The organism is Pseudomonas oplopanacis (assembly GCF_057128725.1).
The window spans coordinates 452,062-476,069 of sequence record NZ_JBSKHV010000003.1 but is presented as its reverse complement, the minus strand read 5'-3'; the positions used below and the strand labels follow the sequence as shown (position 1 = coordinate 476,069).

Genomic DNA, 24,008 nt, shown 5'->3' with positions numbered 1-24,008 from the left:
AGTACGCGTATCAGCATAATTGCCGTCAGCTTATCCGCTGCCTGCAAATGCGTTATGGCGGCTGTGTGTGGGCGGACTTCGGTCCGGCCGGTTTCTTGGCTTCCCGGTTTCTCACCCTGCACATAGCTGCCTCCCTCTTCGCCGCGTGAGAAACGGCAATTGGTGGCTCCAACTTGAAACCAAGGTAGTCACATGAATAAAAAAATTGTTCCAGATCCACCCATCGACACCACCACGCCCGAACCCGAAACATCTCGCGACGAAGACCTGCTCCGAGACCGCGAAGCCATCAAACGCGCCCTCGACTATTACCTCGATCCCCCGGAGCTCTTCACCGAAAAACCCCGCCGCCCCAGCACCATGTACATGATCGCCCCAAACAACGACACCGAAAGCCTGTTGGTCCATGCCTGTGAATCCCTGGCCTCCGCCAGTGTCCTGGCCAGCGATTTCGCCGGCGACCTGATTGGCCCGCAACGCCATAAGGCGATGGCCATCCAGCAAATCATCATGCTCGCGGAACTGGCCGTGAACCGCGCAGTGGATAACGTCGTCCCAACCTGAATACACCGCAAGAAAATGTGGGAGCGAGCCTGCTCGCGATAACAGTGGGGCAGTCACTGTGATGTTGAATGGGCTGCCGTCTTCGCGAGCAGGCTCGCTCCCACAGGGGTTTATCGTCGTCCGCAGATCCCGCGCCCGACACACATCCATTGTGGGAGCGAGCCTGCTCGCGATGGCGGTGGGTCAGTCACTGCGATGTTGAATGTGTCCTCATCATCGTTCCCACCCGGGCTCAACATTCCCTACACTGCGCGTCTCACGACTCTCAGGATGAGCCTCATGTTGAAATCTGTTTTCCTGTCGTTGCTGGTGCTCGGCTCCAGTGCCGCATTGGCCGATACCACCGTCGATGTTTCGAAGATTTACGGCAAGATCCAATTTGTCGACAGCTTCCCGGACTACAAGGTGCAGGTGGTGGATTCCTTTCCGGATCTGAAGGTGCAGCAGGTCGACTCTTTCCCGGACTCGCCAGGCAAGTGGAAAACCGTCGACAGCTTCCCTGATTACAAAATCCAGATCGTCGATTCCTTCCCTGATTTCAAGATCCAATACGTCGACTCATTTCCCGGCCCCAACTGACTCCCTCTGCATCACCGCTGCCGCCACGCGGCAGCACCACAATGACGCACACCCTCGCACCACCGCCCCGCCCTCGTCCCTTCGTGGTGCGCCGCCAACCCGCGCAACCGCTCTAAACCGACATTTCCCTGCCTTTCGCCGACCGGGCACAGCCTTTGCAAAACACCCTTCAGTAGTCCGCATCTGCCAACCAAAAAAATTCATAAGTTCATGGAGATCGCACAATGAAGCGTCGTAGCTTGATCAAGGCTTTCACACTCTCGGCAAGCATTGCCGCGATGGGCATGACCTGGACCGTCCAGGCCGCCGAGACCATCAAGGTCGGGATTCTGCATTCGTTGTCCGGCACCATGGCGATCTCCGAAACATCGCTCAAAGACATGGCGTTGATGACCATCGACGAGATCAACGCCAAGGGCGGCGTGAACGGCAAGATGCTGGAGCCAGTTGTTGTGGACCCGGCGTCGAACTGGCCGCTGTTCGCCGAAAAGGGCCGGCAGTTGCTGACTCAGGACAAAGTGGCCGTGGTGTTTGGCTGCTGGACTTCCGTGTCGCGTAAATCGGTGTTGCCGGTGTTCGAAGAACTCAACGGCTTGCTGTTCTACCCGGTGCAATACGAAGGCGAAGAGATGTCGCCGAACGTGTTCTACACCGGCGCCGCGCCGAACCAGCAGGCGATCCCTGCGGTTGAATACCTGATGAGCGAAGAAGGCGGCAGCGCCAAGCGTTACTTCCTGCTCGGCACCGACTACGTCTACCCGCGCACCACCAACAAAATCCTGCGTTCGTTCCTGCATTCCAAAGGCGTGGCCGACAAGGACATCGAAGAGGTCTACACCCCGTTCGGCCATGCCGATTACCAGACCATCGTCGCCAACATCAAAAAATTCTCGGCCGGCGGCAAGACGGCGGTTATCTCCACGGTCAACGGCGACTCGAACGTGCCGTTCTATAAAGAGCTGGCCAACCAGGGCTTGAAAGCCACCGACGTTCCGGTGGTGGCGTTCTCCGTCGGTGAAGAAGAACTGCGCGGCATCGACACCAAACCGTTGGTGGGCAACCTCGCGGCGTGGAACTACTTCGAGTCTGTCGAGAACCCGCAGAACAAGAAATTCGTCGCCGACTGGAAAGCCTACGCCAAGAAACACAACCTGCCGGGCGCCGACAAAGCGGTAACCAACGACCCGATGGAAGCCACCTACGTCGGTATTCACATGTGGGCGCAAGCGGCTGAGAAAGCCAAGTCCACCGACGTCGACAAAGTCCGCGAAGCCCTCGCCGGCCAGACCTTTGCTGCACCGTCCGGCTACACCCTGACCATGGACAAGACCAACCACCACCTGCACAAGCCGGTGATGATCGGCGAGATCCAGGCGGATGGTCAGTTCAACGTGGTGTGGCAGACCGAAGGCCCGATCCGCGCCCAGCCGTGGAGCCCGTTTATCGATGGCAACGACAAGAAGCCGGATTATGCGATGAAGAGCAACTAAGCCACTGGATGTCCGACCTGGGCATGGAGCCCAGGCCGGATGCAGTTCCCTGTGGGAGCGAGCCTGCTCGCGAAAGCGGTGTGTCAGGCAACCTTTTTCTGAATGTAGGTCCGCTTTCGCGAGCAGGCTCGCTCCCACAATGTCCGTGTCAAGGCGACTACCTATGCCCTCCGCCCTTTATCGTCTGATTCTCGCCATCGCACTGTTATTGCCGATGGCCGCTCATGCCAGCGACGCCGAAGACTTCGTCGCCGCCAACCCCGTGCAGCAAGCCAAACTGCTGGAAGCCTGGGCCGCGCAGCCCGAGCCGGCGCGTGTCGAGCTGATCAACGCCCTGCAACAAGGAGAGTTGACCGTCGACGGCCAAGCCAAAACCCTGCGCCTGAACAATCGCCTGCGGGGTCTGATCGACACCGCACTGGCCAGCCATCAACTGCTCGCCGCCGACCCAAAAACCCGCCTGGCCGCCGCGCAGCAACTGCAAAAAAGCGCCAAACCCGCGCAGCTGAAATTCCTCGACCAGCAATTGGCCGGCGAAAAAGACGAAAGCGTCCACGCCGCCCTCAGCCTTGCGCTGGCCAATCTGCAACTGGTCGACACCGACCCCGCCGTGCGCCTCGCCGCGGTGCGTTTGCTCGGTGAAACCGGGGACCCACTGGCCCGCACCCGCCTCGAAACCTTGCTGGAGCCGGGCGTCGAAGCCGACGTCGCCGTGCGCACTGCTGCCGAAACCAGTCTCGCCCAAGTCAAACGAAAACTGCTGATCGGCGAGTTGCTCGGCCAGGCCTTTAGCGGCATGTCCCTCGGTTCGATCCTGCTGCTCGCCGCCCTCGGTCTGGCGATCACGTTCGGCCTGCTCGGCGTGATCAACATGGCCCACGGAGAGATGCTGATGCTCGGCGCGTACTCGACGTATGTGGTGCAGATGATGTTCCAGCGCTACGCCCCGCAAGCCATCGAGTTCTACCCGCTGATCGCGTTGCCGGTGGCATTTTTCGTCACCGCCGCCATCGGCATGGCGCTGGAACGCACGGTGATTCGCCACCTCTACGGCCGCCCTCTGGAAACCTTGCTCGCCACCTGGGGCATCAGCCTGATGTTGATTCAACTGGTGCGCCTGGTGTTCGGCGCGCAGAACGTTGAAGTGGCCAACCCGGCGTGGTTGTCGGGCGGGATTCAGGTGCTGCCGAATCTGGTGCTGCCGTACAACCGCATCGTCATCATCGCCTTCGCGCTGTTTGTGGTGGTGCTGACCTGGCTGCTGTTGAACAAGACGCGCCTGGGTTTGAACGTGCGCGCCGTCACCCAGAATCGCAACATGGCCGCGTGCTGCGGCGTGCCGACCGGGCGCGTGGACATGCTCGCCTTCGGCCTCGGCTCGGGCATCGCCGGCCTCGGCGGCGTGGCGCTGAGCCAGATCGGCAACGTCGGCCCGGACCTCGGCCAAAGCTACATCATCGACTCGTTCCTGGTGGTGGTGCTCGGCGGTGTCGGCCAGTTGGCCGGTAGCGTCCTGGCCGCGTTCGGCCTCGGCATCGCCAACAAGATTCTCGAACCGCAGATCGGCGCCGTGCTCGGCAAGATCCTGATCCTCGCGCTGATCATTCTGTTCATCCAGAAGCGTCCGCAAGGCCTCTTCGCACTGAAAGGACGGGTGATCGACTGATGAACCAGCCCCTGCTCGTTACCGCTACACAAAAAGCCGGCCCCAAAGTCACGATCGCGGTCGGCGCGGTGATCCTTGCGCTGCTGCTGGCGTTGCCGCTGCTGTCGCTGTTATCGCCGATCAGTGTGTTTCACGTCTCGGCCTACACCCTGACACTGGTGGGCAAGATTCTTTGCTACGCCATCGTCGCCCTCGCGCTGGACTTGGTGTGGGGATACGCTGGCCTGCTGTCTCTCGGCCACGGTTTGTTCTTTGCCCTCGGCGGTTACGCGATGGGCATGTACCTGATGCGCCAGGCCTCGGGCGATGGCTTGCCGGCGTTCATGACATTCCTGTCGTGGACTGAATTGCCGTGGTACTGGACCGGCACCAGCAACTTTCTCTGGGCCATGTGTCTGGTGGTGTTGGCGCCGGGATTGTTGGCGTTGGTGTTCGGCTTCTTCGCCTTCCGCTCGCGGATCAAGGGCGTGTATTTCTCGATCATGACCCAGGCCCTGACCTTCGCCGGAATGCTGTTGTTCTTCCGCAACGAAACCGGGTTTGGTGGCAACAACGGCTTCACCAACTTCCGCACCATTCTCGGTTTCGGCATCACTGAACCAGGCACCCGCGCCGTGTTGTTTTTCGCCACGGTGGTGTTACTGGTGGCGAGCCTGTTCATCGGCTGGCGCCTGGCGCAGAGCAAGTTCGGTCGGGTGCTGACCGCGCTGCGCGATGCAGAAAACCGCCTGATGTTCTGCGGCTACGACCCACGCGGTTTCAAGCTGTTTGTCTGGGTGTTGAGCGCAGTGTTGTGCGGCTTGGCCGGGGCGTTGTACGTGCCGCAAGTCGGGATCATCAACCCGAGCGAAATGTCGCCGACCAACTCGATTGAAGCGGCAGTCTGGGTGGCCCTCGGTGGTCGCGGCACCTTGATCGGCCCGCTGCTCGGCGCCGGTGTGGTCAACGGCATGAAGAGCTGGTTCACCGTGGCGTTCCCGGAATACTGGCTGTTCTTCCTCGGTGCCCTGTTCATCGTCGTGACCTTGTACCTGCCGAAGGGCGTGATCGGTCTGCTGAAGAAAAGGGGCGAACAATGAGAATCACACCCACGGCGGAATTCATGCTCGAACCAGCCTTTTTTCCCGTAGAGCCAAACAAGGACGCCGGCACCAGCCGCGATGCCATCAGTCACGGCCAACGCGTCGGCCCCGGCCTCGATACCCGCCACGGCACGATCCTGACCCTGGAAGACATCAGCGTCAGCTTCGACGGCTTCAAGGCGCTTAACGATCTGAACCTGTACATCGGCGTCGGCGAACTGCGCTGCATCATCGGTCCCAATGGCGCGGGCAAGACCACGCTGATGGACGTGATCACCGGCAAGACCCGGCCGAGTCACGGCAAGGCCTGGTTCGGTGAAACCCTGGACCTGACGCAGATGAGCGAAGTGCAGATCGCCCAGGCCGGCATCGGGCGCAAGTTTCAGAAGCCGACGGTGTTTGAAGCCTTGAGCGTGTTCGAAAACCTGGAGCTAGCGCAGAAAACTGACAAGTCGGTATGGGCCAGCCTGCGTGCGCGCCTTACTGGTGAGCAGAAGGATCGCATCACTGACGTGCTGGAAACCATTCGCCTGACCACGTCGGTCAATCGGCCGGCGGGGTTGTTGTCCCACGGTCAGAAGCAGTTTCTGGAAATAGGCATGCTGCTGATGCAAGACCCGCAACTGCTGCTGCTCGATGAACCGGTGGCAGGCATGACTGACGCAGAAACCGAATTTACCGCTGAACTGTTCAAGAGCCTGGCCGGCAAGCATTCGTTGATGGTGGTGGAGCATGACATGGGGTTTGTGGGGTCGATTGCCGACCACGTCACCGTGTTGCACCAGGGCAGCGTGCTGGCCGAAGGGTCGCTGGAGCAGGTGCAGGAGAACGAACGCGTCATCGAGGTTTATCTCGGTCGCTAGAGCTGCAAACACTGATCAACTGTGGGAGCGAGCCTGCTCGCGAATGCGGTTTACCAAACAACATCAATGTTGCCTGACACACCGCTTTCGCGAGCAGGCTCGCTCCCACAGGGGATTTGAGGGGAATTCGAAGATGCTGCAAGTCGACAAGCTGCACCAGTACTACGGCGGTAGCCACATCCTGCGCGGCCTGACGTTTGAGGTGAAGGTCGGTGAAGTGACTTGCCTGCTAGGGCGCAACGGCGTGGGCAAGACCACGCTGCTCAAGTGCCTGATGGGTTTGCTGCCGTCAAAAGAAGGCGCAGTGAATTGGGAAGGCAAACCGATCACCACCTTCAAGCCGCACCAGCGCGTGCATGCGGGGATCGCCTACGTGCCGCAGGGCCGTGAAATATTCGGCCGCCTGACCGTCGAAGAAAACCTGCTGATGGGCCTTTCGCGTTTTCCCGGCAGCGAAGCCAAGGAAGTCCCGGCGTTCATCTACGAGCTGTTCCCGGTGCTGTTGCAAATGAAACAGCGGCGCGGCGGCGACTTGTCCGGCGGCCAACAGCAGCAGCTGGCTATCGGCAGGGCCCTGGCCAGCCGCCCACGGTTGCTGATTCTCGACGAGCCCACCGAAGGCATCCAGCCGTCGGTGATCAAGGAAATCGGCGCGGTGATCAAGAAACTCGCGGCCCGGGGCGACATGGCGATTTTGCTGGTGGAGCAGTTCTATGATTTCGCTGCCGAACTGGCCGATCAATACCTGGTGATGTCCAGGGGTGAGATCGTGCAGCAGGGTCGCGGTGAAAATATGGAAGCCGAAGGTGTACGCGGTCTGGTAACGATCTAATCTGTAGCGTCCTAACGATAATTAAAAAATATGAACTTACCTGCCTCAACTGCCCTGTTTACCCCGAGCTGGCACGCCGAACTGGAGCTGGGTTACGCCCGATTCGGCGACAACACGCGCCCGGTTCAGCGCCGCCACAAAGGCCCGCTGCGAGTGCAAAAGCATCTGTATGCCGAAGGTCCCGAGGTGTGCCAGCACATCATCGTTCACCCGCCGGGTGGAATCGCCGGCGGTGATCGGCTGGACATTTCGGCCAGTGTCGGTACCGACGCCTGGGCACAAATCACCAGCCCCGGTGCGGCCAAGTGGTATCGCGCGGCGGGACCCGCCTATCAGAAGCTCGACTTGAAGGTAAGCGCTGGCGCGACACTGGAATGGTTGCCGCAAGAGACGATTATCTTCAGCGATGCCCAAGCCGAACTCAGCACCTCGATTGAGCTGGAAGGTGATGCGCGGTTGTTCTACTGGGATGTTGTGGCGCTGGGTCGCCCGGCCAGTGGCGAGCGTTTTGACCTCGGGCATTTTCAGGCGCGGCTGGACATCCGCCGCGACGGCCAGTTGCTCTGGCACGAACGCCAGCGCATTGTCGGGAATGACGGGTTGCTGGATTCGCCGATTGGTCTTGATGGTCAACCGGTGTTTGCGACGTTGCTGGTCACCGGGGAGATCGACAGTGAACTGCTGGAAACCTGTCGGTCGTTGCCCAATGCCGTGCGCGGGGATTTGTCCCAGTTGCCGGGGCTGTTGGTGGCCCGGTGCCTGGCCAGCGAAGCGCTGTTGGCGCGCGGCTGGTTGATCGAACTATGGCGATTGCTCAGGCCTGCCTTGCTTGGCCGGGAAGCGGTCCCACCCAGAATATGGAGCACCTGAAACACTGTCCAAATGTGGGAGCGAGCCTGCTCGCGAATGCGGTGTATCAGTAAAAAACCTGTTAACTGACACACCGCATTCGCGAGCAGGCTCGCTCCCACAGGTAACGTGTTTACAGATCTGAATACTTTTTATCTGCCCAGATGGATTCCAACGATGGACCTGACACCACGCGAAAAAGACAAGCTGCTGATCTTCACCGCCGGCCTCGTGGCCGAGCGGCGTTTGGCGCGCGGCGTGAAACTCAATTACCCGGAAGCCATGGCCTACATCTCCGCCGCCCTGCTCGAAGGCGCGCGTGACGGCCAGACCGTGGCCGATTTGATGCATTTTGGCACCACGCTGCTGACCCGCGAACAAGTCATGGAAGGCATCCCGGAAATGATCCCGGAGATCCAGGTCGAGGCGACGTTCCCCGACGGCACCAAACTGGTCACCGTCCACCAACCCATCGCCTGAGGAGCCGCCATGAGTTACCACATCCGCGATGCGGTGCACGCCGACCTGCCGGCGATCCGCGACATCTACAACGACGCCGTGCTCAACACCACGGCAATCTGGAATGAACAAGCCGTCGACCTCGGCAATCGCCAGGCCTGGTTCAGTGCCCGGCAAGCCCAGGGTTATCCGATTCTGGTGATTGTCGACGGTGACAACAGCGTGCTGGGCTACGCTTCATTTGGTGACTGGCGGCCGTTCGACGGTTTCCGCCACACCGTCGAGCACTCGGTTTATGTGCGCAGCGACCAGCGCGGCAACGGCCTCGGCCCGCAGCTGATGACGGTGCTGATCGAACGCGCCAAGGGCTGCGACAAGCACGTGATGGTCGCCGCCATCGAAAGCGGCAACGCCGCTTCCATTCGTCTGCATGAACGCGCCGGTTTCATCACCACCGGGCAAATGCCGCAGGTGGGCACCAAGTTCGGCCGCTGGCTGGACCTGACCTTCATGCAATTGACCCTCAATCCTGGCGCGGAGCCGCCTGCCGCCAGCAAGGAGTAACGCCCGATGAACGCCGCCCAACTGCGACGCGTCAATGTTGAAAGCTTTGCGCACTACCGCCAGGGTTTGATTGATCTGCTGCTCGACGCCGTGGGTTATGGCGCCAGCGTCGGGTTCATGGCCGAACTGGATGCGACCCAGGCCCGCGCCTATTTCGATGAGGTTCAGGAGAACCTGAACAAGGGCAACGTGCTGCTGTGGGTGGTGGTTCGCGACGAACAAGTGGAAGCTAGCGTGCAACTGACCCTGTGCCAGAAAGCCAATGGCCTGAACCGCGCCGAAGTGCAAAAACTGCTGGTGCGTGAACACGCCCGTCGTCGCGGTCTGGGCCAACAGTTGATGAGCGCTCTGGAACAGGCCGCGCTCCAGCACAAGCGCGGCATGCTCTACCTCGACACCGAAGCCGGCTCCCCCGCCGAAGATTTCTACAAGGCGCTGGGTTACACCCGGGCGGGCGAGATCCCCGACTACGCCTGCGACCCGAGCGGGCGCTACAAACCGACTGCGCTCTACTACAAGATTCTGCAAGGAGCCCATTGATGATTCCCGGTGAATACCAGATCCAGCCCGGTGACATCGAACTCAACGTTGGCCGCCGCACCGTCAGCCTGAAAGTGGCCAACAGCGGCGACCGGCCGATCCAGGTCGGCTCGCATTACCACTTTTTCGAAACCAACGACGCCCTGACCTTCGACCGCGCCGCCAGCCGCGGCATGCGCCTGAACATCCCGGCGGGCACCGCCGTGCGCTTCGAGCCGGGGCAGAGTCGTGAGGTCGAGCTGGTCGATCTGGCCGGGCATCGCCGGGTGTTCGGGTTTGCCGGGCGGATCATGGGTGACCTTTAAGTATTGCGGTGTCTGAACCGGCCCCTTCGCGAGCAGGCTCGCTCCCACAGTTGATCGCATTCCCCTGTGGGAGCGAGCCTGCTCGCGAATCTGTGAGCGTAGCGAACAGTCTCAAAAACAATTGAATTTCAAGGCGAACGAATGAAGATCTCCCGTCAAGCCTACGCCGACATGTTCGGCCCCACCGTCGGCGACAAGGTTCGCCTCGCTGACACCGAACTGTGGATCGAGGTCGAAAGAGACTTCACCACCTACGGCGAAGAAGTGAAATTCGGTGGCGGCAAAGTCATCCGCGATGGCCAGGGCCAAAGCCAACTGTTGGCCGCAGAAGTCGTCGACACCGTCATCACCAACGCGCTGATCGTCGACCACTGGGGCATCGTCAAAGCCGACGTTGGTCTCAAGGACGGCCGTGTCGCAGGCATCGGCAAGGCCGGCAACCCGGACGTGCAGCCGAACGTGACCATCGCCATCGGCGCCGGCACCGAAGTCATCGCCGGTGAAGGGATGATCCTCACCGCCGGCGGCATCGACACGCATATTCATTTCATCTGCCCGCAGCAGATCGAAGAAGCGCTGATGAGCGGTGTCACCACCATGATCGGCGGCGGTACCGGCCCGGCAACCGGCACCAACGCCACCACATGCACCTCGGGACCATGGCACCTGGCGCGGATGCTTCAAGCGGCGGATGCCTTCCCGATGAACATCGGCCTCACCGGCAAGGGCAACGCCAGCCTGCCGGAACCGTTGATCGAGCAGGTCAAGGCCGGCGCCATCGGCCTCAAGTTGCACGAAGACTGGGGCACCACGCCGGCGAGCATCGACAACTGCCTGAGCGTCGCCGATCAATACGACGTGCAGGTGGCGATCCACACCGACACGCTCAACGAATCCGGCTTCGTCGAAACCACCCTCGCCGCGTTCAAGGGCCGCACCATCCACACCTACCACACCGAAGGCGCGGGCGGCGGTCATGCCCCGGACATCATCAAGGCCTGCGGCTTTGCCAACGTGCTGCCGAGCTCGACCAACCCGACCCGGCCGTTCACCCGCAATACCATCGACGAACACCTCGACATGCTGATGGTCTGCCACCACCTGGACCCGAGCATTGCCGAAGACGTGGCCTTCGCCGAAAGCCGCATCCGCCGCGAGACGATTGCTGCCGAAGACATCCTGCACGACCTCGGCGCGTTCTCGATGATCAGCTCCGACAGCCAGGCCATGGGCCGCGTCGGCGAAGTCATCACGCGCACCTGGCAGACCGCTGACAAGATGAAAAAGCAGCGCGGCCCGTTGCCGGGCGATGGCGAGGGCAACGACAACTTCCGCGCCAAACGCTACATCGCCAAGTACACCATCAACCCGGCGATCACCCACGGCATCAGCCATGAAGTGGGCTCGATCGAAGTCGGTAAATGGGCCGACCTGGTGCTGTGGCGTCCAGCGTTTTTCGGGGTCAAACCGACGTTGATCCTCAAGGGCGGCGCCATCGCGGCCAGCCTGATGGGCGATGCCAATGCGTCGATTCCAACACCACAGCCGGTGCACTACCGGCCGATGTTCGCCAGTTATGGTGGCTCGCTGCATGCCACCAGCCTGACCTTTATCAGCCAGGCGGCGCAGGAGGCAGGTCTTCCCGAAGCACTGGGCCTGAAAAAGAAAATCGCCGTGGTGAAAGGCTGTCGCGAGGTGCAGAAAACCGATCTGATCCACAACGATTACCTGCCGAATATTGATGTCGATCCGCAGACGTATCAGGTCAAGGCCGACGGTGTGTTGCTGTGGTGTGAGCCGGCGGATGTACTGCCGATGGCGCAGCGCTACTTCCTGTTTTGATCGGTTGAGCGGCACACAAAAAAGGCCTGGATGCTTGCGCAGATCCAGGCCTTCGTTCATCGGTTAGCAGCGTTTTTTTAAATCGGGTGCTTGACCAACTCCTCGCGAGAGAACTTCTCGATCAGCACAGCTTCCTCAATCTGCAACTGAGCATCCAGGTCAGCAGATTGCACTTTGAATTGCTCCTCTGATAATTCGCCTGCCTGCTGGCGATCACGCAGACTGGCCAGGCGATCCTGATAAGGTTCGCGCTGCGCTTCGAACTGCGCGCGGTACTTGTTGGTCACGAAGTCATTCCAGAAATCTTTCGCCACCAGCGACTGAAATTCTTCAGGCGAACTGTCCAGCGCCAGCACCTTGGCACAGGCCTGATCCAGCATCGCGGGGGTGACTTTGCCCATGTGGACGAAGCGGACTTGCTGCGGTTGCCCCGGCAATCCGAGCCGGTCCTTGAGCCCGTAACGATAGGCCAGTTTGATCTCGACCTCTTCCAGATTCCGGATCTGCTGTGCCTTGAGGGCCGCCGACAAGCCCGGCGTGTTGTTGATCGCGGTGGTGCGTCGCTCAATATCGGCCAAGGCGATTTTCTCGAGCTCGTCCAGCCGGAACAAGCCTCTGGACAGTTTCAACAGCGCAGCACCTTGCTCGCCGTCCATGGCCAGCGTCCGCGCTCTGTACACCATCGCCATGATTTCCAGGTTACTGAAAGACAACGCGGCACGATCACAACAGGCAGGCCTGCCGGCCCACTCGAACATCTCCTGACGTAACGCCATCGACTCGGGGTTGGCCTCGGTGATGGTGTCGACGACTTCCCATACGCGTAGCTGAAGGTCTGCATGGCCGGTGCCGGCATTCTCGAGTTTGCTGAGCACATGGAAAAATCCTTGGGAACCCTCCTGCGTGGACAGTGATTGCCATTGGGCCTGCCTGGCCGGGACCTGGTCAGCGGACAGGTCTTTGAGCCAACGCTGAAGCGCGGCCCGTTCCTGCCCTCCCGCTATCGCGCGCTCGACTGGGGCTTGATACTCGAAGACTCCCGGTCGCCTGGCGCCCCACAAGTCATGACGCTCACGCTCGAGCCGGCTCCAATAATCGCGTAGCTGTTGCTGGGCGACCTCGGACAGTGGGTTGCCACCAAAGAAGGTAAAGTTGTTGACGCGCGCCACCTGTTCCAACCGCTCCGCAGGAGGTGCGATAACCGCCTCCGGGATCGTCGTGATCCGGTTATTTCTCAAATCGACGACATCCAGCAAAGGCTGCTCCCCCAGCCCCACCGGCCACGTCTCAAGGGCGATCGAATTCAGGCCGAGCGTGCGCAGATCCGTAATTTGGGTGAAGTCCGGCGCCATGCCCAATGGGTTTGGCCCCAGGACTATCGCCCTGAGCGTTGTCCTGCGGGAAAGGATCCCCGCCGTTTCCGGCGTCAGGCGAATGCGGTTGTGCTGCAAATACAAACGCGTCAGGCCGTGCATGTCGTCCAGCGCCGGGGGTATCGCCGTCAGCTGGTTATTCGACAGATCCAGCCAGCGCACGCCTTTGAAGTGCGCAAGGAATCCCTCTGGCGAAACGCTCAAGCCCATATTGTTAAGTTTGAGCGAACCCACATGTCTGAAATCGGCCTCAAGGTCCGGCACGCTGTCGAGCGTCTGGCCACTCAAGTCGAGTTCAAAACCGATCGGGCTACCGTCGACCGCGTTCCTTTGCGGGGATTGCCGCCGCCAGCACGCTCGAATGCGGTCAGCGGCGGTGTAGCGCTCTGCCCGGTCAGACAGACCTGTGGCCATCTGACCGGCGCGAACGTAGCGCGAACGTGCGCCGCCCCCGGAAAACGCCCAGGCCGACAGCTGCTGATTCAGCGTTTCATACTCACGCTCAAGGCGAGCCAGCTCGGTCTGGGCCGCGAGCCCGTGGGTTTGCAGGAATGCCTCAACCTCGAATTCGTCGAAGCCGGGATACAGTTGACGAACCCTGGCGCTCATTGTGTCCTGAACTTTAAAGGCATCCGGCAGGCTTCCCTTCAGGAGTTCAGGCCTGAGCGCTTGCAGACGTTCCCGATAGTCCTTGAGTTGCTGCCCGCCCTCACGCGTAAACGGGTTGCCCTCAAGCAGCGTGATCCGATTCACCCTGGCGTTTGCTTCCAGATGATCATCCGCCGTAGAGAGCCTCTCTTGAGGCACTTCGGTCAGGTGGTTCTCGCGCAAGTCCAGCACCTGCAAATAGGGCAGATTCTCCATGCCCAGGGGCCATTGGTCGATGCCCGTACCGCTGAGGTTGATGGTCTTCAGTCGCGTCAGGGCGCTGAAATCAGGGGCGATTCCCAGTGGGTTTTTCAACAAATCGAGCGTCTCAAGCGCACTTGATTTCCCGAGCACCGCAGCCGTGTGTTGATTCCACCGAACCCGGCTGCCTCTGAGGCTCAAGTGAGTCAAACCTTGCATTTCACCGACCGCCTCCGGCAATTCGCTGAGCCGGGACATGCCCTCCAGCTTCAACGTCTTGAGCGCGGTGAACCCCTTGAGAAACGCATCGAGGTTGCGCACGCCCGTACCGGTCAGCGCGAGCGTCTCGACATGTTCGAATCGGGCACTCAACGTCGGCAGCTCAACGGTCGAGTCGATACTCAGTGTCGAACCGCTCTGCCGACGCCAGCAACGTTTGATGTTGCTGGCGATCTGACGCTCGCGCCCGCCCGGGATCCGCCCGGCTACAGCGGGGCTGCTTTCTGCGGTGACGCGGGACTGGACCCAGGTATCCAGTTCTTTCTTGAGGGTCGTGCATTCGGCTTCACGTCGAGTCAGTCCGCCACGAACGTCTTCACCCAATGAACGCAGGAAGGATTCGACCTCGGCCTCGCTGAAATCCGGGTATAGCTTGAGCACCCGCGCACGCGGCGTGCGGAAAAAACTTGCCAGCCCTGAGGGCAACGGGCCAACGCCGCCGAGCAATTTCATGCCTGGCTCGACGCTTGGCTTGAGCACTCGGTGCTTCTGAAGTACCGCCCTCAATTGATCTCGCGGCAACGGCGTCTGTTGCACCGTCATTTTCAATCGTTCGGCCTCTTGCAGCGTGAAGCCCAATGCCTGGCGTTCCTCTGCCGTCAGCGCCTGCAACACAGACGAATAGAGACTTGAAGACGTCGACTGGGCGAACCGGGTGTTCGCATCCACCACCAGCACCGCACGCACCGGGTTCTGCTGCGGGCCAATCGCATCCAGTAACTTCCCTTGCAGCCCATATTCGCGCAGCTCGAAATGTGCGTCCTTCGGCCAGCCAGGCAGCGCTTCAAGGCTGCGCAGGGCCAATCGTTCGCTGTCGACACCGGAGGCGGTCTCGAGATAAAGGCCTTCATAGGCTCGCGCCACACGCAGCTCCTGCCGGGCCTGTTCGGCCTGCTCGTAAATGCGCTGAGGCAAGGGCCCGGGCTTGTCCATTTCCAGCCGTTCTGCCTGAGTCGCGCCTTGCAGTATCTCTTCGACAACGACGTTGGGTAGCTGCGGGAAAAAGACTTTGATTCGCGCAACGGAATCTTGAGCGTTGGCATCCTGCTCTCGATACAAAGACTCGAACAATGAGTGTTTTCTGTTCTGCACGGCGCGAGCGATTTCCTTGCGCAGTTCAGCGGCGCGTTGTTCCAGCGTCATTTCCGGGGTTCCCGGCACGGGCAACAGCTCCTGACTGCGCATGAGCCTCAATTGCAGGCGCAGATCAGCCTTGGCATAGACCGCAGGGTCATTGCTGCTTATCTTCGCCTTGAAGGTTTCAATGTCCCGGTCGATTCGAAAACGCGTGAGGGTGTCGGACAGCTGCGCACCCGGCGGCTGTTGTTCGACATGCAGGCGACGCAACTGATCGTGCTCGACGCCACTGGCGATGCGCACCTGCTCCAGTTGCGCATCGGTGAAGGCCTGCGCGCGATAACCGAGTCGCCGCATCAGGACTGGCCCCTCCCAGCTCAGGGGGTCTTCCCCTTCGTGGCTCCACGCGCCGGCACCGTTATGCTCCAGGTGCGGCGAATAGGCCTCGGGCCGGCGCGGGTGCAGGATGCAATACTCACCGCTGGCGGAATTTTGCCTGACCAAAAAGCGCGCCTCGTCGAGCGGCAAAATGGCATGACCGTTGACCGCGTGCAGTCCCAGTCCGTCCGGTTGTGAATCCGCCGGTATCGTAATGGGAGACTTGTACGGTTCAAGGTCCGGCTTCCACAGCCGCTGTTGCCCCGTGGGCAGCGTCACCGGTTTCAACCCCTCGACCAAGGGTTCGGGCTTCACCGCTGCCAGTTTGCCCAGGCCTTTCCCCGCCCCGTGCAGCACGGCAATCAGCGCGAGGTTTTCCGCCACGTCGGTAAGGTGAGCCCAGGCGGCCTTGCGATCACCTTCGCTCCACTCAATGACACCTTCGAATGTCTCGTACAGGATCTGGCCTGCCATCACCCCGATCATCACCTCACCCAGCACCGGTACAAACATCGAGGCGCCGTTCAACACCAGCATGCCGACTTCAAGCAAATGGGCGATTTTTTCCGCTCGGACCCGGGCATCGACATCGGCCGTTGGAACCGCGTGACTGCGGGCATCCGCCAGGATTTTGTGACGACTTTGCTCAAAGAGATCCGCCCAGGGGTCGACGTTCGGCCCCCAGAGACCATGCTGCCGGTAACCCGTGATCGGGAGATAAAGTTCGTCGACCGGTTCCTGTCGGGACGGTGATTCGGGAGGCAGTTCTTTAAGCTGGTAGAAGGCAGAAAAAAACGGGGGGAGCACTTCAATAGCTTTCCACAAGGGAGATCGCAATGGCGCTAGCGGGTCTGGCGGGGCATCCGCGGCTTTGCGGGTGAACTGGCTGAAGTAATACGGACGATCCGCATAGGCAACGAACTGGCTGAAAAAGCGTTGATACGCCTTGGGGCCACCGTTGGCCGGTGGCGAGGCGTCTTTGGCCATGAACAGACGCTTCAAGGTCGCCTCCATTTCCAGGCCCTTGTAGCGCTTTAACGGGTGCTGCGGGTCGTGGGGAATGTAGAGAAGGACGTCATCGGAGTAGCGATACTTTTCGCAAATATGAAAAAGCACACAGCCGGTCATTCGCTTCTTCATCAACACCAGGTCGCAGATCCACACCGGTGTGTTGTCGATCGTCGGGTTGAGCTCTCCGTCGATGACCGAAAGGATCATCGAATAATCCTTCGGCTCAATGTCCTTCTTCAGCAAGGCGAGCTCGGCAGCCGCGCGCATCGCATCCTTTTGACTGTTCACAAACCGCTTGCGCAGCACGGCTTCGGCCACGGGATCCGACGGTTGCACAAAGTCCTTCAGGTACGCCTGATACTTCGCACCGATGTCCAGCTCCCGACACAGCTTCAGGTATTGCATCACCGTCAAGGCAGTAGTCACCTTACTGAACTGACCCGGGTTCGATTCGACAACAAAGCCTGAGGAAGAATGAAAGTGCGCAGGAGCACACTCCTGCTCTTCGAAGTTATGCAACGCGGCTTGCAGCAGCGGCAATTTCAACACTTCGAAGGTGCCGACCTCTATGTCGAAAACACCCATCTCCAGAGGCTTTTTCAGCTGCAGGAAGGTTTTAGTGACGTCCAGTTCAACGGCGAACTGATCCTTGAGTGCCTTGACCAGTAACGGCTGCGCAAAAGCATCAATGTCCTGCAGGCGCGACAGGGTTTTATCCAGCAGGTTCTGCGACGTCACACTCGCCACAAAACTCGCGCTCAAGGCCTGACGCTGCGCCTGCGAGGCCGCCAGATACCAGTCGGGAAGAATCAGCGGAGCGTTTTTCAGCGCCTCTCGCCGTTCGGGGGAGGCATTTACCAGCCAGTCCGGGATGGCATTGGCGATGAATTCGGCGTGAGCACTTTGTAGCTCGGCAGCGGGTATTTGCGCTGCATTGTTGTCGTTGCTTTCGTGTTTGTTTCGCAAGGTACATATCCTTATGTACGAGGTAATAGGCCGGCACGAGAACCATCGGTTCTCGTGCCGCAATCGACATCCACGTCAATTCAGTTTTTCAGGGTGAGAGGGGTTTCGACCCGTTGCAGCTTTGCCCGGTCCATTGCTTGGCGGGTCAGCGTCTTGAGCAATGTCTGCGTCTGTGCATTGAGCCGGCTCATTTCGCTTTCATACTCTTCGGCGCTCATGACACGTCCTGGGGCGAACTCGCTTTCCGGTAGGCCAAGCTCGGCGGCGAGTACCCGGATCTCTTCTTTCAATTGCGCTTTTTCCGGCAAGGAAAGGGACTGGGTCGCCCGTTTTTCCAGCGCCATGTAAAAATCGGTGGTCGCGTCGATACGGCGCCTGATGGCTTTGAATGCCCGACGATTGGAGCCCTGGATGTAAGACACCCAGAATGGCTGCTCGCTGATCGAATCACGCAGCAGCTCCCCGGCCTCCAGATCCAGCACACGCTGGCAAGCCGCTTCGATCATCTGTGGCGTGACAGCGGCGATTGTCCTGAACTGCATTTTTCGAGACTGCCAAGGCAGTTCCAGGCGGTCGGCCAGGTCCGTCATGTACGCCAGATGCACCTCGACTTCATCAATGGTGCCCGTGACCTGACCCGCCGCATTGACGCGCCTGAACTGCTCGCCCTGGCTCGCTCGCTCACCGATAACCTTGTGGGCGATTTTGCTCAGCTCATCCAGACGGGACTTGCCCTGCGCCAGCTGCACCAACTCGGCTTCAACCAGATTCGGACTCGCCAGTTCATAGGCTTCGTGAATCAGCACTTCCACACCCATGGCATTGAACAGTTGAGCCCCGCCATCGACGCACTGCGTAGGCGCCGAGGACATCGTGAACAGTTTTTCTCGCAGCGGGGTGTCTTTGGACATGGCGTCGAGCATGCGCCAGACCTTGGCGGTCATGTCCACCCGAAAGGCGATGTCATGCTTGAAGTGATACGACTCGGTCAGCTTGCGGATCTCGTTGAAAAATGGCACTGAACCGTGCTCATCCTCGACCTCATTCCAGACTTCCTGTCGGGCGACCCACTCAGGTCGAGTCAGCCCTTGCTCCCAATCGAGGCTATCGCGTATGCCACGGGGCGGATAAGGTCGATCAGGGTCCATGCCGACGGACTGAATGTATTCGCGCAGCGTCTGCAAATTGGCTTCCGGTAACCACCGCGCATTGCGACTCAACACCGTGCGCGCCAACAGTTCCGCATCGGCGCTGCCCCGCGCAACCGAAGGGACCTCGAGGATCCGGTTGTATTGAATATCCAGATAAAAATGCCGGAACCTGGGCAGCGAAAACAGTCCGTCGGGCCAGGTGGAAATGCCCGTATCAGTCAACAGCAGCGTATGCAGCATGGGCATGCGGCCGATATCGGGAACGCGTCCCAACGGATTGCCCATCAGGTCCAGGCTTTCCAGCTGAACGAGCCCGCCCAGATCAACCACCGCGTGTTCGTCCAGCGCGATTCGATTGCCACGCAGATTCAACTCCGTCAGCCCATGCATCCGGCCCACCACACGAGGAAACCGTGTAAGCGGGTTTTCGTTGAGGTTCAGGTGGCGAAGCCTGGGGAAGTGATCGAGCAGCGACACCTGGGCATCGGCCAATCCGGTGTTCAGCAGATTCAGGTGGGTGACATGCCCGAAATCACCCTCCAGAGGCGGCATCGTCGCCAAATGCCTGCCCAGTGGCATACCGCTCAGGTCCAGCGTTATCCCATGCGCATTGCCGAAGACATCCACATCCTTTGGCCCGGTGTGCTGCCAGCATTGCCTGATCGCTTTAAACAGCGCGTTTCTTGACTGCCATTCAGCCCTTCCGGCAGCGCTGTATCTGGACGCTTCGGTTGGAGAGCTCAGCCAGCGCTGGAAGTTAGCGGTGAGTCGATTGAACTGCGCCTCAAGCTCGCTCGCTCGTTGTTCCGGACTGCCTTCACGGCCACCACCCGCCAGATAGGCCTGCGCCTCGGTTTCTGTCCAGCCGGGACGCACACTCCGGACCCGCTCTTGCGGGGTCAGCCGTGCGGTGAGTCGTTGAATGCCTTGAGCGTCACCGGGCATGCCGCCGCGCAGTTTCATCGTTTGCGGATCATAAATCGGCTTGCGAATCGGGTTGTCGGCCAGCATCGGCAGCAGCTTGTCCCGTGCCAGTGGTGCCCTTTGAACCGCCTGCCTGAGTGCGTCCGCTTGATTGATCTCATAACCGAGCGCAATACGTTGCGTGTCGGGCAACGCATGCAGCACCGAAGCAAACAGATTGTCAGCACCATGCAAATGTTGATCGGCAGCGTCACGCGCTTGATAGTCACCGTCGCTACTCACCAGCACCTTGCGCACGCTTGCGTCTTGCGAGCCAATGCTGTCTCGCAGGGGACCTGTGAGTGAATGCTCACGGATTTCGATGCGCACATCGCCAGGCCAATTCGGCAATGTTTCCAGGGTGTGCAACGCCAGCCTGTCGGTATCCGCGGTGTGCAGAAACTCAAGGAAAAGCCCTTCATAGGCACGCGTCGTACGCACCTCCAGTAAGGCTGAACGTAGCTGCGCCTTGAGACTCAAGGGAAGACGTTTGTTCTGCGCAACTACACGCAGGTCTTCAGGCGCGGCGGCGGCCAGTAACTCTTCGGCAAGGTTGGCCGGACAATGCGAAAAGGCGTCCTGTATCACCCGCACACCGGCATCGTCTGAAAGTTGATGGGCGTTGTAGAGCGCATCGAAACGGGTCTTTCGTTGCAGGTAGGTCAACGGGCCTTGCTGTTTCTCGGTTTCAGCCCATGCCTGGAAGCGTCTTATCGTGTCGACGAGCAGCGCCGGTGGTGCGTCGTTCTCCACCTGCAACCTGCGCAGTGCGTTTTCTTCGACACCACTGGCAATGCGGATCTGTTCCAGTGTCGCATCGTCAAAGCCATCGACCATCGGCCCCAGACGCCGCATGAGGGCAGTCTTGTCCCACTCGATGGGACGGTCAAGTTCGGTTTGCCAGGCACCGGCCCCGTTGTGCTTCATCTTCGGTTGATAGGCCGTCGATCTATTCGGGTGCTGCAACCGCGGCTGGCCGGTCTGCGGATCATCGGTGACTTCAAAGTGCTTACCCTCACGTGGAAGAAAGTCCCTTCCATTGTGTCGATGAAGACCTCGTTCATTCGCCACCGCATCCTTGGGCAGGGAAACCGCGTGTTCATAGGGTTTCAGGTCCGGGTTCCAGAGACGGGTAGAGCCATCGGCGAGTTCGACCTTTTTCAGTTGGTCGACAAACGACGACGCCTTGACCGGCATCGGGAGGCCTCCTGGCAACACGTGCCCGGCCATCATCAGTGCCAGTTGGGCCGCATTGATCATGACCCCGACCAGCAGACCCGCAGCTTCGTCCCTGTCCCCTTTGCTCCAGTCTTCAATACCCTCCATGGTTTCGAGGAGCATTTGCCCGGCCATGATGCCCAACATGGCTTCCCCCAGCCCGGGCACCAACAGGGCGCCGAAATTGAACACGTTCCAGCCCAGACTCAAGTAACTGGTCAACCGCGCCCAGCGAGTGGCGGCATCTTCATCACCCGTCGGGACGGCAATGTGCCGCGCGTCGGCGATGGCCTTCTCTCTGCGCCAGCCTGAGACATCACGCCAGATATCGCCGGTAACAGGGTTGGTGATCGGCTCTGCATCGGGGTTTTCCGTGGCGGTTTCCCTCCACCAGGGGCCCATATCCAAGGGCTCGCGTTGATGCCAGGTAAAGGTGCTAAGGCGCTCGTTGATTCGCGAGAAAAAACGACCTTTGTCTTTTTGCGCCACGAACCGACTGAAAAACTGTTGATAGTCCGGTGCACGCAACTGGCTGATCAGCGCCTTCATGAAATCAGCTAACGATGCATATTCCTTGAGCGGGTGTTCAGGGTCGTCCGGTACATAGGCGATCAAGGGGCCGTCCAGACGACTTTGTTGATGAATATCATCCTGACGGAGCATCTCATCAAGCACACCACCGGGACCGTTGGCGAAAAACGCCTTGAGGAGCTTGAACTGTTCAAACTCCTGGCCCGGCAATATCGACAGGCGCTGAGACCATTCCATCAGCAATTGCTGGTGCGCCGGAATCAGACTGTCATAGGTTTTTTTTACCAGCGAGGAGTCTGCCACTGCGCTGAACACTACAACGCCGGTCAGTTTGAACCCCATGAGAGACAAGCGATGACATTGCAGGGGCCGACTACCCAGCATGATGTTGCTTTTACGATCCCGTACGTCCTGCAACTTGCTGTATGAATAATAAGAGAGGTCGTTTTTCAGATACGCAATGAGCGCTGACTCGTTGAACGCCGCTATTTCGCAGGCGACGGCATGCCGCTCAAGCGTTGTTCTGGCATCAACGCTGTCTGGCTTGAGCAATGCAGTGATGTGTTTCTGATACTGGGCGCCGATATCCAGCGTCCGGCACAGGGAAGTAAACCGCTCGACCGTCAGGGTCTGGCGTTGCAACGCCCCCTCGGCATCCTGGGTGAAAACGCCGGAGCCATCGCGAAAGGCCCCTGCCTGTGTTTCCGGTTCTTCAAAGTTATGCAGAGCCGCTTCCAGCAATGTGTACTGCCTGACTCGACTGGCGTGGGTATCGATGCCAAATGTCAGTGTGGCGGGCGCATAAATGCGTAATACCGTTGTATTGACGTCCAGTTCGAGATTCAGCTGACCTTTCAGGGCTTGAACCAGTAGCGGTTGCGCAAAGGCCTTGATGTCCTGTTGTACATCTTTCAGGGTCTTTTCCAACGGCCCCTGCAATCGCCAGCGCTCATCGATAAGCGCCTTCAAATACTGGCGATCAATCACCCGCGCACGGCCATACCATTCGGGAACGGCCGGTTTTTGTTTAATAAATGATTCAAGCCTTTGGACCGGCACGGTCTTTATGAACGCCGGGACTTTTTGTGCGAGGTATTCCAGATAAATGTTCTCGCCCTCATCGGACATCAATGAAGATGTTTCCCCAACAGTTCCTTCTGATGATGCTTCCATTTCGCAAACACTCTTTATGCAACTCCAAGAGCGACCAGCTTATGCAGCGACGAAAAAAACAAAAGATCAAATAACTGCTGACAAACCGCTGAAAACAGCCGCTCCCATCCAACTTTAAAACCTGAAAAATATTTAATTACCACCCTGCTCACCGCATCGTCTGAACCTGCGCGTGAACGGTAGTATTGGCCAGCCTGTAAAAAGACTAAGCTGCCCAGACCTTCTGCCAGGAAACCCGCCATGCGCTTATCCGAATTCATCAGGCAACACGTGGACCGTATCGTCGATGAATGGGAGCAGTTCGCCAGAACCATTACGCCAGCGGCCGAAAACATGGATCGGGTGGCCTTGCGAGATCACGCCAAGGCGATCCTGTTGGCGGCAGCGCGAGACATGACCACTGCGCAAACCGCTAGCGAACAGCGCGCCAAGGCCAAAGGTGAAGGCCCGGAGAAGACCCCGAGCCTGGACGAGGCGGGCGCCAGCCATGGCGAACTGCGGCATACCGTCGGATTTGATCTGGTGCAGATGACCTCGGAGTTCCGGCATCTGCGCGCCTGTGTGATCCGTTTGTGGGTCGACACCCTGGAATCACCGGACCTGACCTACTTCCAGGACATGATCCGCTTCAACGAAGCCATCGACGAAGCCCTTGCCGAGTCCACTGCGGCCTATGCCGAACAGGTCAATCACTCACGGGACATATTCCTGGCGATTCTTGGGCATGACCTGCGCGCGCCATTGCAAGCGGTGAGCATGTCCACCGAATTGCTGATGCGCAAAGCCGCGCTGGAAGGCGATGCACTGGCCTGCGCGAACAACATAAAGCGTGGCGCACGGCACATGGCGGTGATGGTCAGTGATTTGCTGGAGCTGGTGCGCAGTCGTTTGGGCAAGAGCCTGCCCATCGAGCCGGCGCCCATGGACCTGGCCGATGCCGCGCATGCGGCGATTGCCCAAGCCTGCGCCGGTAACCCGGAGTGCGATCCGACGGTAAAAGCCGTGGGAGACACACAAGGTGTCTGGGATGCCGGACGGATCGCTCAACTGTTGCAGAACCTGATCGGCAATGCCTTGCAGCACGGTTTGAACAAACGTGATGTAACCGTCACCGTGAGCGGGGAGCCTCAGACGGTTCGCCTGACGGTGCACAACTTCGGCGTGCCGATTCCCGAGGAGACCATCGGCACCATTTTCGACCCGCTGGTGCGCAGTGCCGACGAAGAACTCGGCCAGCCAACGACCAGCCTTGGCCTGGGGTTGTTTATCGTCAAGGAAGTGGTGAACGCCCATGGAGGGACGATTGAGGTCAGTTCGAACGAGACTGACGGGACGCTGTTTACGGTGGTGTTGCCCCGGAACGGATAGGCTGGGATACCGCGCTTCCGTTCTTCGCGAGCAGGC

17 protein-coding genes are annotated in these 24,008 nt (G+C 59.7%); 14 read left to right on the top strand and 3 right to left on the bottom strand.

The window, feature by feature from the left end:
* Positions 1–192 precede the first annotated feature (192 nt).
* The 13 genes from ACWKV5_RS10055 (at position 193) to ureC (ending at position 11,635) form a co-directional block, all read left to right on the top strand.
* A complete protein-coding gene (locus ACWKV5_RS10055) occupies positions 193–564 on the top strand; it encodes a DUF6124 family protein (RefSeq protein WP_483841142.1) in 372 nt (123 codons plus the stop codon).
* 279 nt (positions 565–843) lie between these two features.
* Complete coding sequence (locus tag ACWKV5_RS10050; RefSeq protein WP_483841141.1) at positions 844–1,143, top strand: 7(1) septoil knot domain-containing protein; 300 nt, start codon at positions 844–846, stop codon at positions 1,141–1,143.
* A gap of 224 nt (positions 1,144–1,367) precedes the next feature.
* Positions 1,368–2,633 carry an urea ABC transporter substrate-binding protein gene (gene urtA / locus ACWKV5_RS10045; RefSeq protein WP_046033026.1) on the top strand — a complete coding sequence of 422 codons (1,266 nt, stop codon included), beginning with the start codon at positions 1,368–1,370 and terminating at the stop codon, positions 2,631–2,633.
* 163 nt (positions 2,634–2,796) lie between these two features.
* Entirely contained in the window at positions 2,797–4,299 is a 1,503-nt protein-coding gene (gene urtB, locus ACWKV5_RS10040) for an urea ABC transporter permease subunit UrtB (protein ID WP_483841140.1), read from the top strand.
* On the top strand, positions 4,299–5,378 hold the full coding sequence (gene urtC, locus ACWKV5_RS10035) for an urea ABC transporter permease subunit UrtC (RefSeq protein WP_483841139.1): 1,080 nt from the start codon (positions 4,299–4,301) through the stop codon (positions 5,376–5,378). The genes urtB and urtC overlap by 1 nt, the downstream gene beginning before the upstream one ends.
* Positions 5,375–6,244 carry an urea ABC transporter ATP-binding protein UrtD gene (gene urtD / locus ACWKV5_RS10030; protein ID WP_483841138.1) on the top strand — a complete coding sequence of 290 codons (870 nt, stop codon included), beginning with the start codon at positions 5,375–5,377 and terminating at the stop codon, positions 6,242–6,244. The genes urtC and urtD overlap by 4 nt, the downstream gene beginning before the upstream one ends.
* A gap of 133 nt (positions 6,245–6,377) precedes the next feature.
* Entirely contained in the window at positions 6,378–7,076 is a 699-nt protein-coding gene (gene urtE / locus ACWKV5_RS10025) for an urea ABC transporter ATP-binding subunit UrtE (RefSeq protein ID WP_483841137.1), read from the top strand.
* Positions 7,077–7,106: 30 nt separating this feature from the next.
* On the top strand, positions 7,107–7,946 hold the full coding sequence (locus ACWKV5_RS10020) for an urease accessory protein UreD (protein WP_483841136.1): 840 nt from the start codon (positions 7,107–7,109) through the stop codon (positions 7,944–7,946).
* Positions 7,947–8,102: 156 nt separating this feature from the next.
* Entirely contained in the window at positions 8,103–8,405 is a 303-nt protein-coding gene (locus ACWKV5_RS10015; RefSeq protein WP_007945249.1) for an urease subunit gamma, read from the top strand.
* Between the two features lie 9 nt (positions 8,406–8,414).
* Positions 8,415–8,948 carry an N-acetyltransferase family protein gene (locus ACWKV5_RS10010; protein WP_483841135.1) on the top strand — a complete coding sequence of 178 codons (534 nt, stop codon included), beginning with the start codon at positions 8,415–8,417 and terminating at the stop codon, positions 8,946–8,948.
* A 6-nt stretch (positions 8,949–8,954) separates the two neighbouring features.
* Positions 8,955–9,488 (top strand): GNAT family N-acetyltransferase, encoded by a 534-nt coding sequence (locus tag ACWKV5_RS10005; RefSeq protein WP_123435935.1) that lies wholly within the window; start codon positions 8,955–8,957, stop codon positions 9,486–9,488.
* Positions 9,488–9,793: an urease subunit beta gene (locus ACWKV5_RS10000; protein WP_008146494.1), complete on the top strand. Its 306-nt coding sequence runs from the start codon at positions 9,488–9,490 to the stop codon at positions 9,791–9,793. Before ACWKV5_RS10005 ends, ACWKV5_RS10000 begins: the two co-directional genes overlap by 1 nt.
* A gap of 141 nt (positions 9,794–9,934) precedes the next feature.
* Positions 9,935–11,635, top strand: a complete 1,701-nt coding sequence (ureC, locus tag ACWKV5_RS09995; RefSeq protein ID WP_483841134.1) for an urease subunit alpha — start codon at positions 9,935–9,937, stop codon at positions 11,633–11,635.
* A 77-nt stretch (positions 11,636–11,712) separates the two neighbouring features.
* On the opposite strand, the gene ACWKV5_RS09990 is transcribed toward ureC, so the two are convergent.
* The 3 genes from ACWKV5_RS09990 to ACWKV5_RS09980 form a co-directional block, all read right to left on the bottom strand.
* Positions 11,713–17,568: an NEL-type E3 ubiquitin ligase domain-containing protein gene (locus ACWKV5_RS09990; protein WP_483841133.1), complete on the bottom strand. Its 5,856-nt coding sequence runs from the start codon at positions 17,566–17,568 to the stop codon at positions 11,713–11,715.
* Positions 17,569–17,648: 80 nt separating this feature from the next.
* Positions 17,649–22,559 carry an NEL-type E3 ubiquitin ligase domain-containing protein gene (locus tag ACWKV5_RS09985; RefSeq protein ID WP_483841132.1) on the bottom strand — a complete coding sequence of 1,637 codons (4,911 nt, stop codon included), beginning with the start codon at positions 22,557–22,559 and terminating at the stop codon, positions 17,649–17,651.
* A gap of 59 nt (positions 22,560–22,618) precedes the next feature.
* Positions 22,619–22,846: a hypothetical protein gene (locus tag ACWKV5_RS09980; protein ID WP_483841131.1), complete on the bottom strand. Its 228-nt coding sequence runs from the start codon at positions 22,844–22,846 to the stop codon at positions 22,619–22,621.
* Between ACWKV5_RS09980 and ACWKV5_RS09975 the strand changes: the two genes are divergently transcribed.
* Positions 22,845–23,972, top strand: coding sequence for a sensor histidine kinase (locus ACWKV5_RS09975; RefSeq protein WP_483841130.1), 1,128 nt, complete (start codon positions 22,845–22,847; stop codon positions 23,970–23,972). The two genes, ACWKV5_RS09980 and ACWKV5_RS09975, sit on opposite strands and share 2 nt — an antisense overlap.
* The last annotated feature ends 36 nt before the right edge of the window (positions 23,973–24,008 follow it).

What these genes read in the sequence shown, in the direction of transcription:
- ACWKV5_RS09975 (WP_483841130.1), top strand. Translation starts at nt 22,845, where the DNA reads ATGCGCTTATCCGAATTCATCAGGCAACACGTGGACCGTATCGTCGAT.
- ACWKV5_RS10020 (WP_483841136.1), top strand. Translation starts at nt 7,107, where the DNA reads ATGAACTTACCTGCCTCAACTGCCCTGTTTACCCCGAGCTGGCACGCC.
- urtC (WP_483841139.1), top strand. Translation starts at nt 4,299, where the DNA reads ATGAACCAGCCCCTGCTCGTTACCGCTACACAAAAAGCCGGCCCCAAA.
- ACWKV5_RS09980 (WP_483841131.1), bottom strand. Translation starts at nt 22,846, where the DNA reads ATGGCGGGTTTCCTGGCAGAAGGTCTGGGCAGCTTAGTCTTTTTACAG.
- urtD (WP_483841138.1), top strand. Translation starts at nt 5,375, where the DNA reads ATGAGAATCACACCCACGGCGGAATTCATGCTCGAACCAGCCTTTTTT.
- ACWKV5_RS10050 (WP_483841141.1), top strand. Translation starts at nt 844, where the DNA reads ATGTTGAAATCTGTTTTCCTGTCGTTGCTGGTGCTCGGCTCCAGTGCC.
- ureC (WP_483841134.1), top strand. Translation starts at nt 9,935, where the DNA reads ATGAAGATCTCCCGTCAAGCCTACGCCGACATGTTCGGCCCCACCGTC.
- urtB (WP_483841140.1), top strand. Translation starts at nt 2,797, where the DNA reads ATGCCCTCCGCCCTTTATCGTCTGATTCTCGCCATCGCACTGTTATTG.
- ACWKV5_RS10005 (WP_123435935.1), top strand. Translation starts at nt 8,955, where the DNA reads ATGAACGCCGCCCAACTGCGACGCGTCAATGTTGAAAGCTTTGCGCAC.
- ACWKV5_RS09985 (WP_483841132.1), bottom strand. Translation starts at nt 22,559, where the DNA reads ATGTCCGATGAGGGCGAGAACATTTATCTGGAATACCTCGCACAAAAA.
- ACWKV5_RS10015 (WP_007945249.1), top strand. Translation starts at nt 8,103, where the DNA reads ATGGACCTGACACCACGCGAAAAAGACAAGCTGCTGATCTTCACCGCC.
- ACWKV5_RS10055 (WP_483841142.1), top strand. Translation starts at nt 193, where the DNA reads ATGAATAAAAAAATTGTTCCAGATCCACCCATCGACACCACCACGCCC.
- ACWKV5_RS10000 (WP_008146494.1), top strand. Translation starts at nt 9,488, where the DNA reads ATGATTCCCGGTGAATACCAGATCCAGCCCGGTGACATCGAACTCAAC.
- ACWKV5_RS10010 (WP_483841135.1), top strand. Translation starts at nt 8,415, where the DNA reads ATGAGTTACCACATCCGCGATGCGGTGCACGCCGACCTGCCGGCGATC.
- urtE (WP_483841137.1), top strand. Translation starts at nt 6,378, where the DNA reads ATGCTGCAAGTCGACAAGCTGCACCAGTACTACGGCGGTAGCCACATC.
- urtA (WP_046033026.1), top strand. Translation starts at nt 1,368, where the DNA reads ATGAAGCGTCGTAGCTTGATCAAGGCTTTCACACTCTCGGCAAGCATT.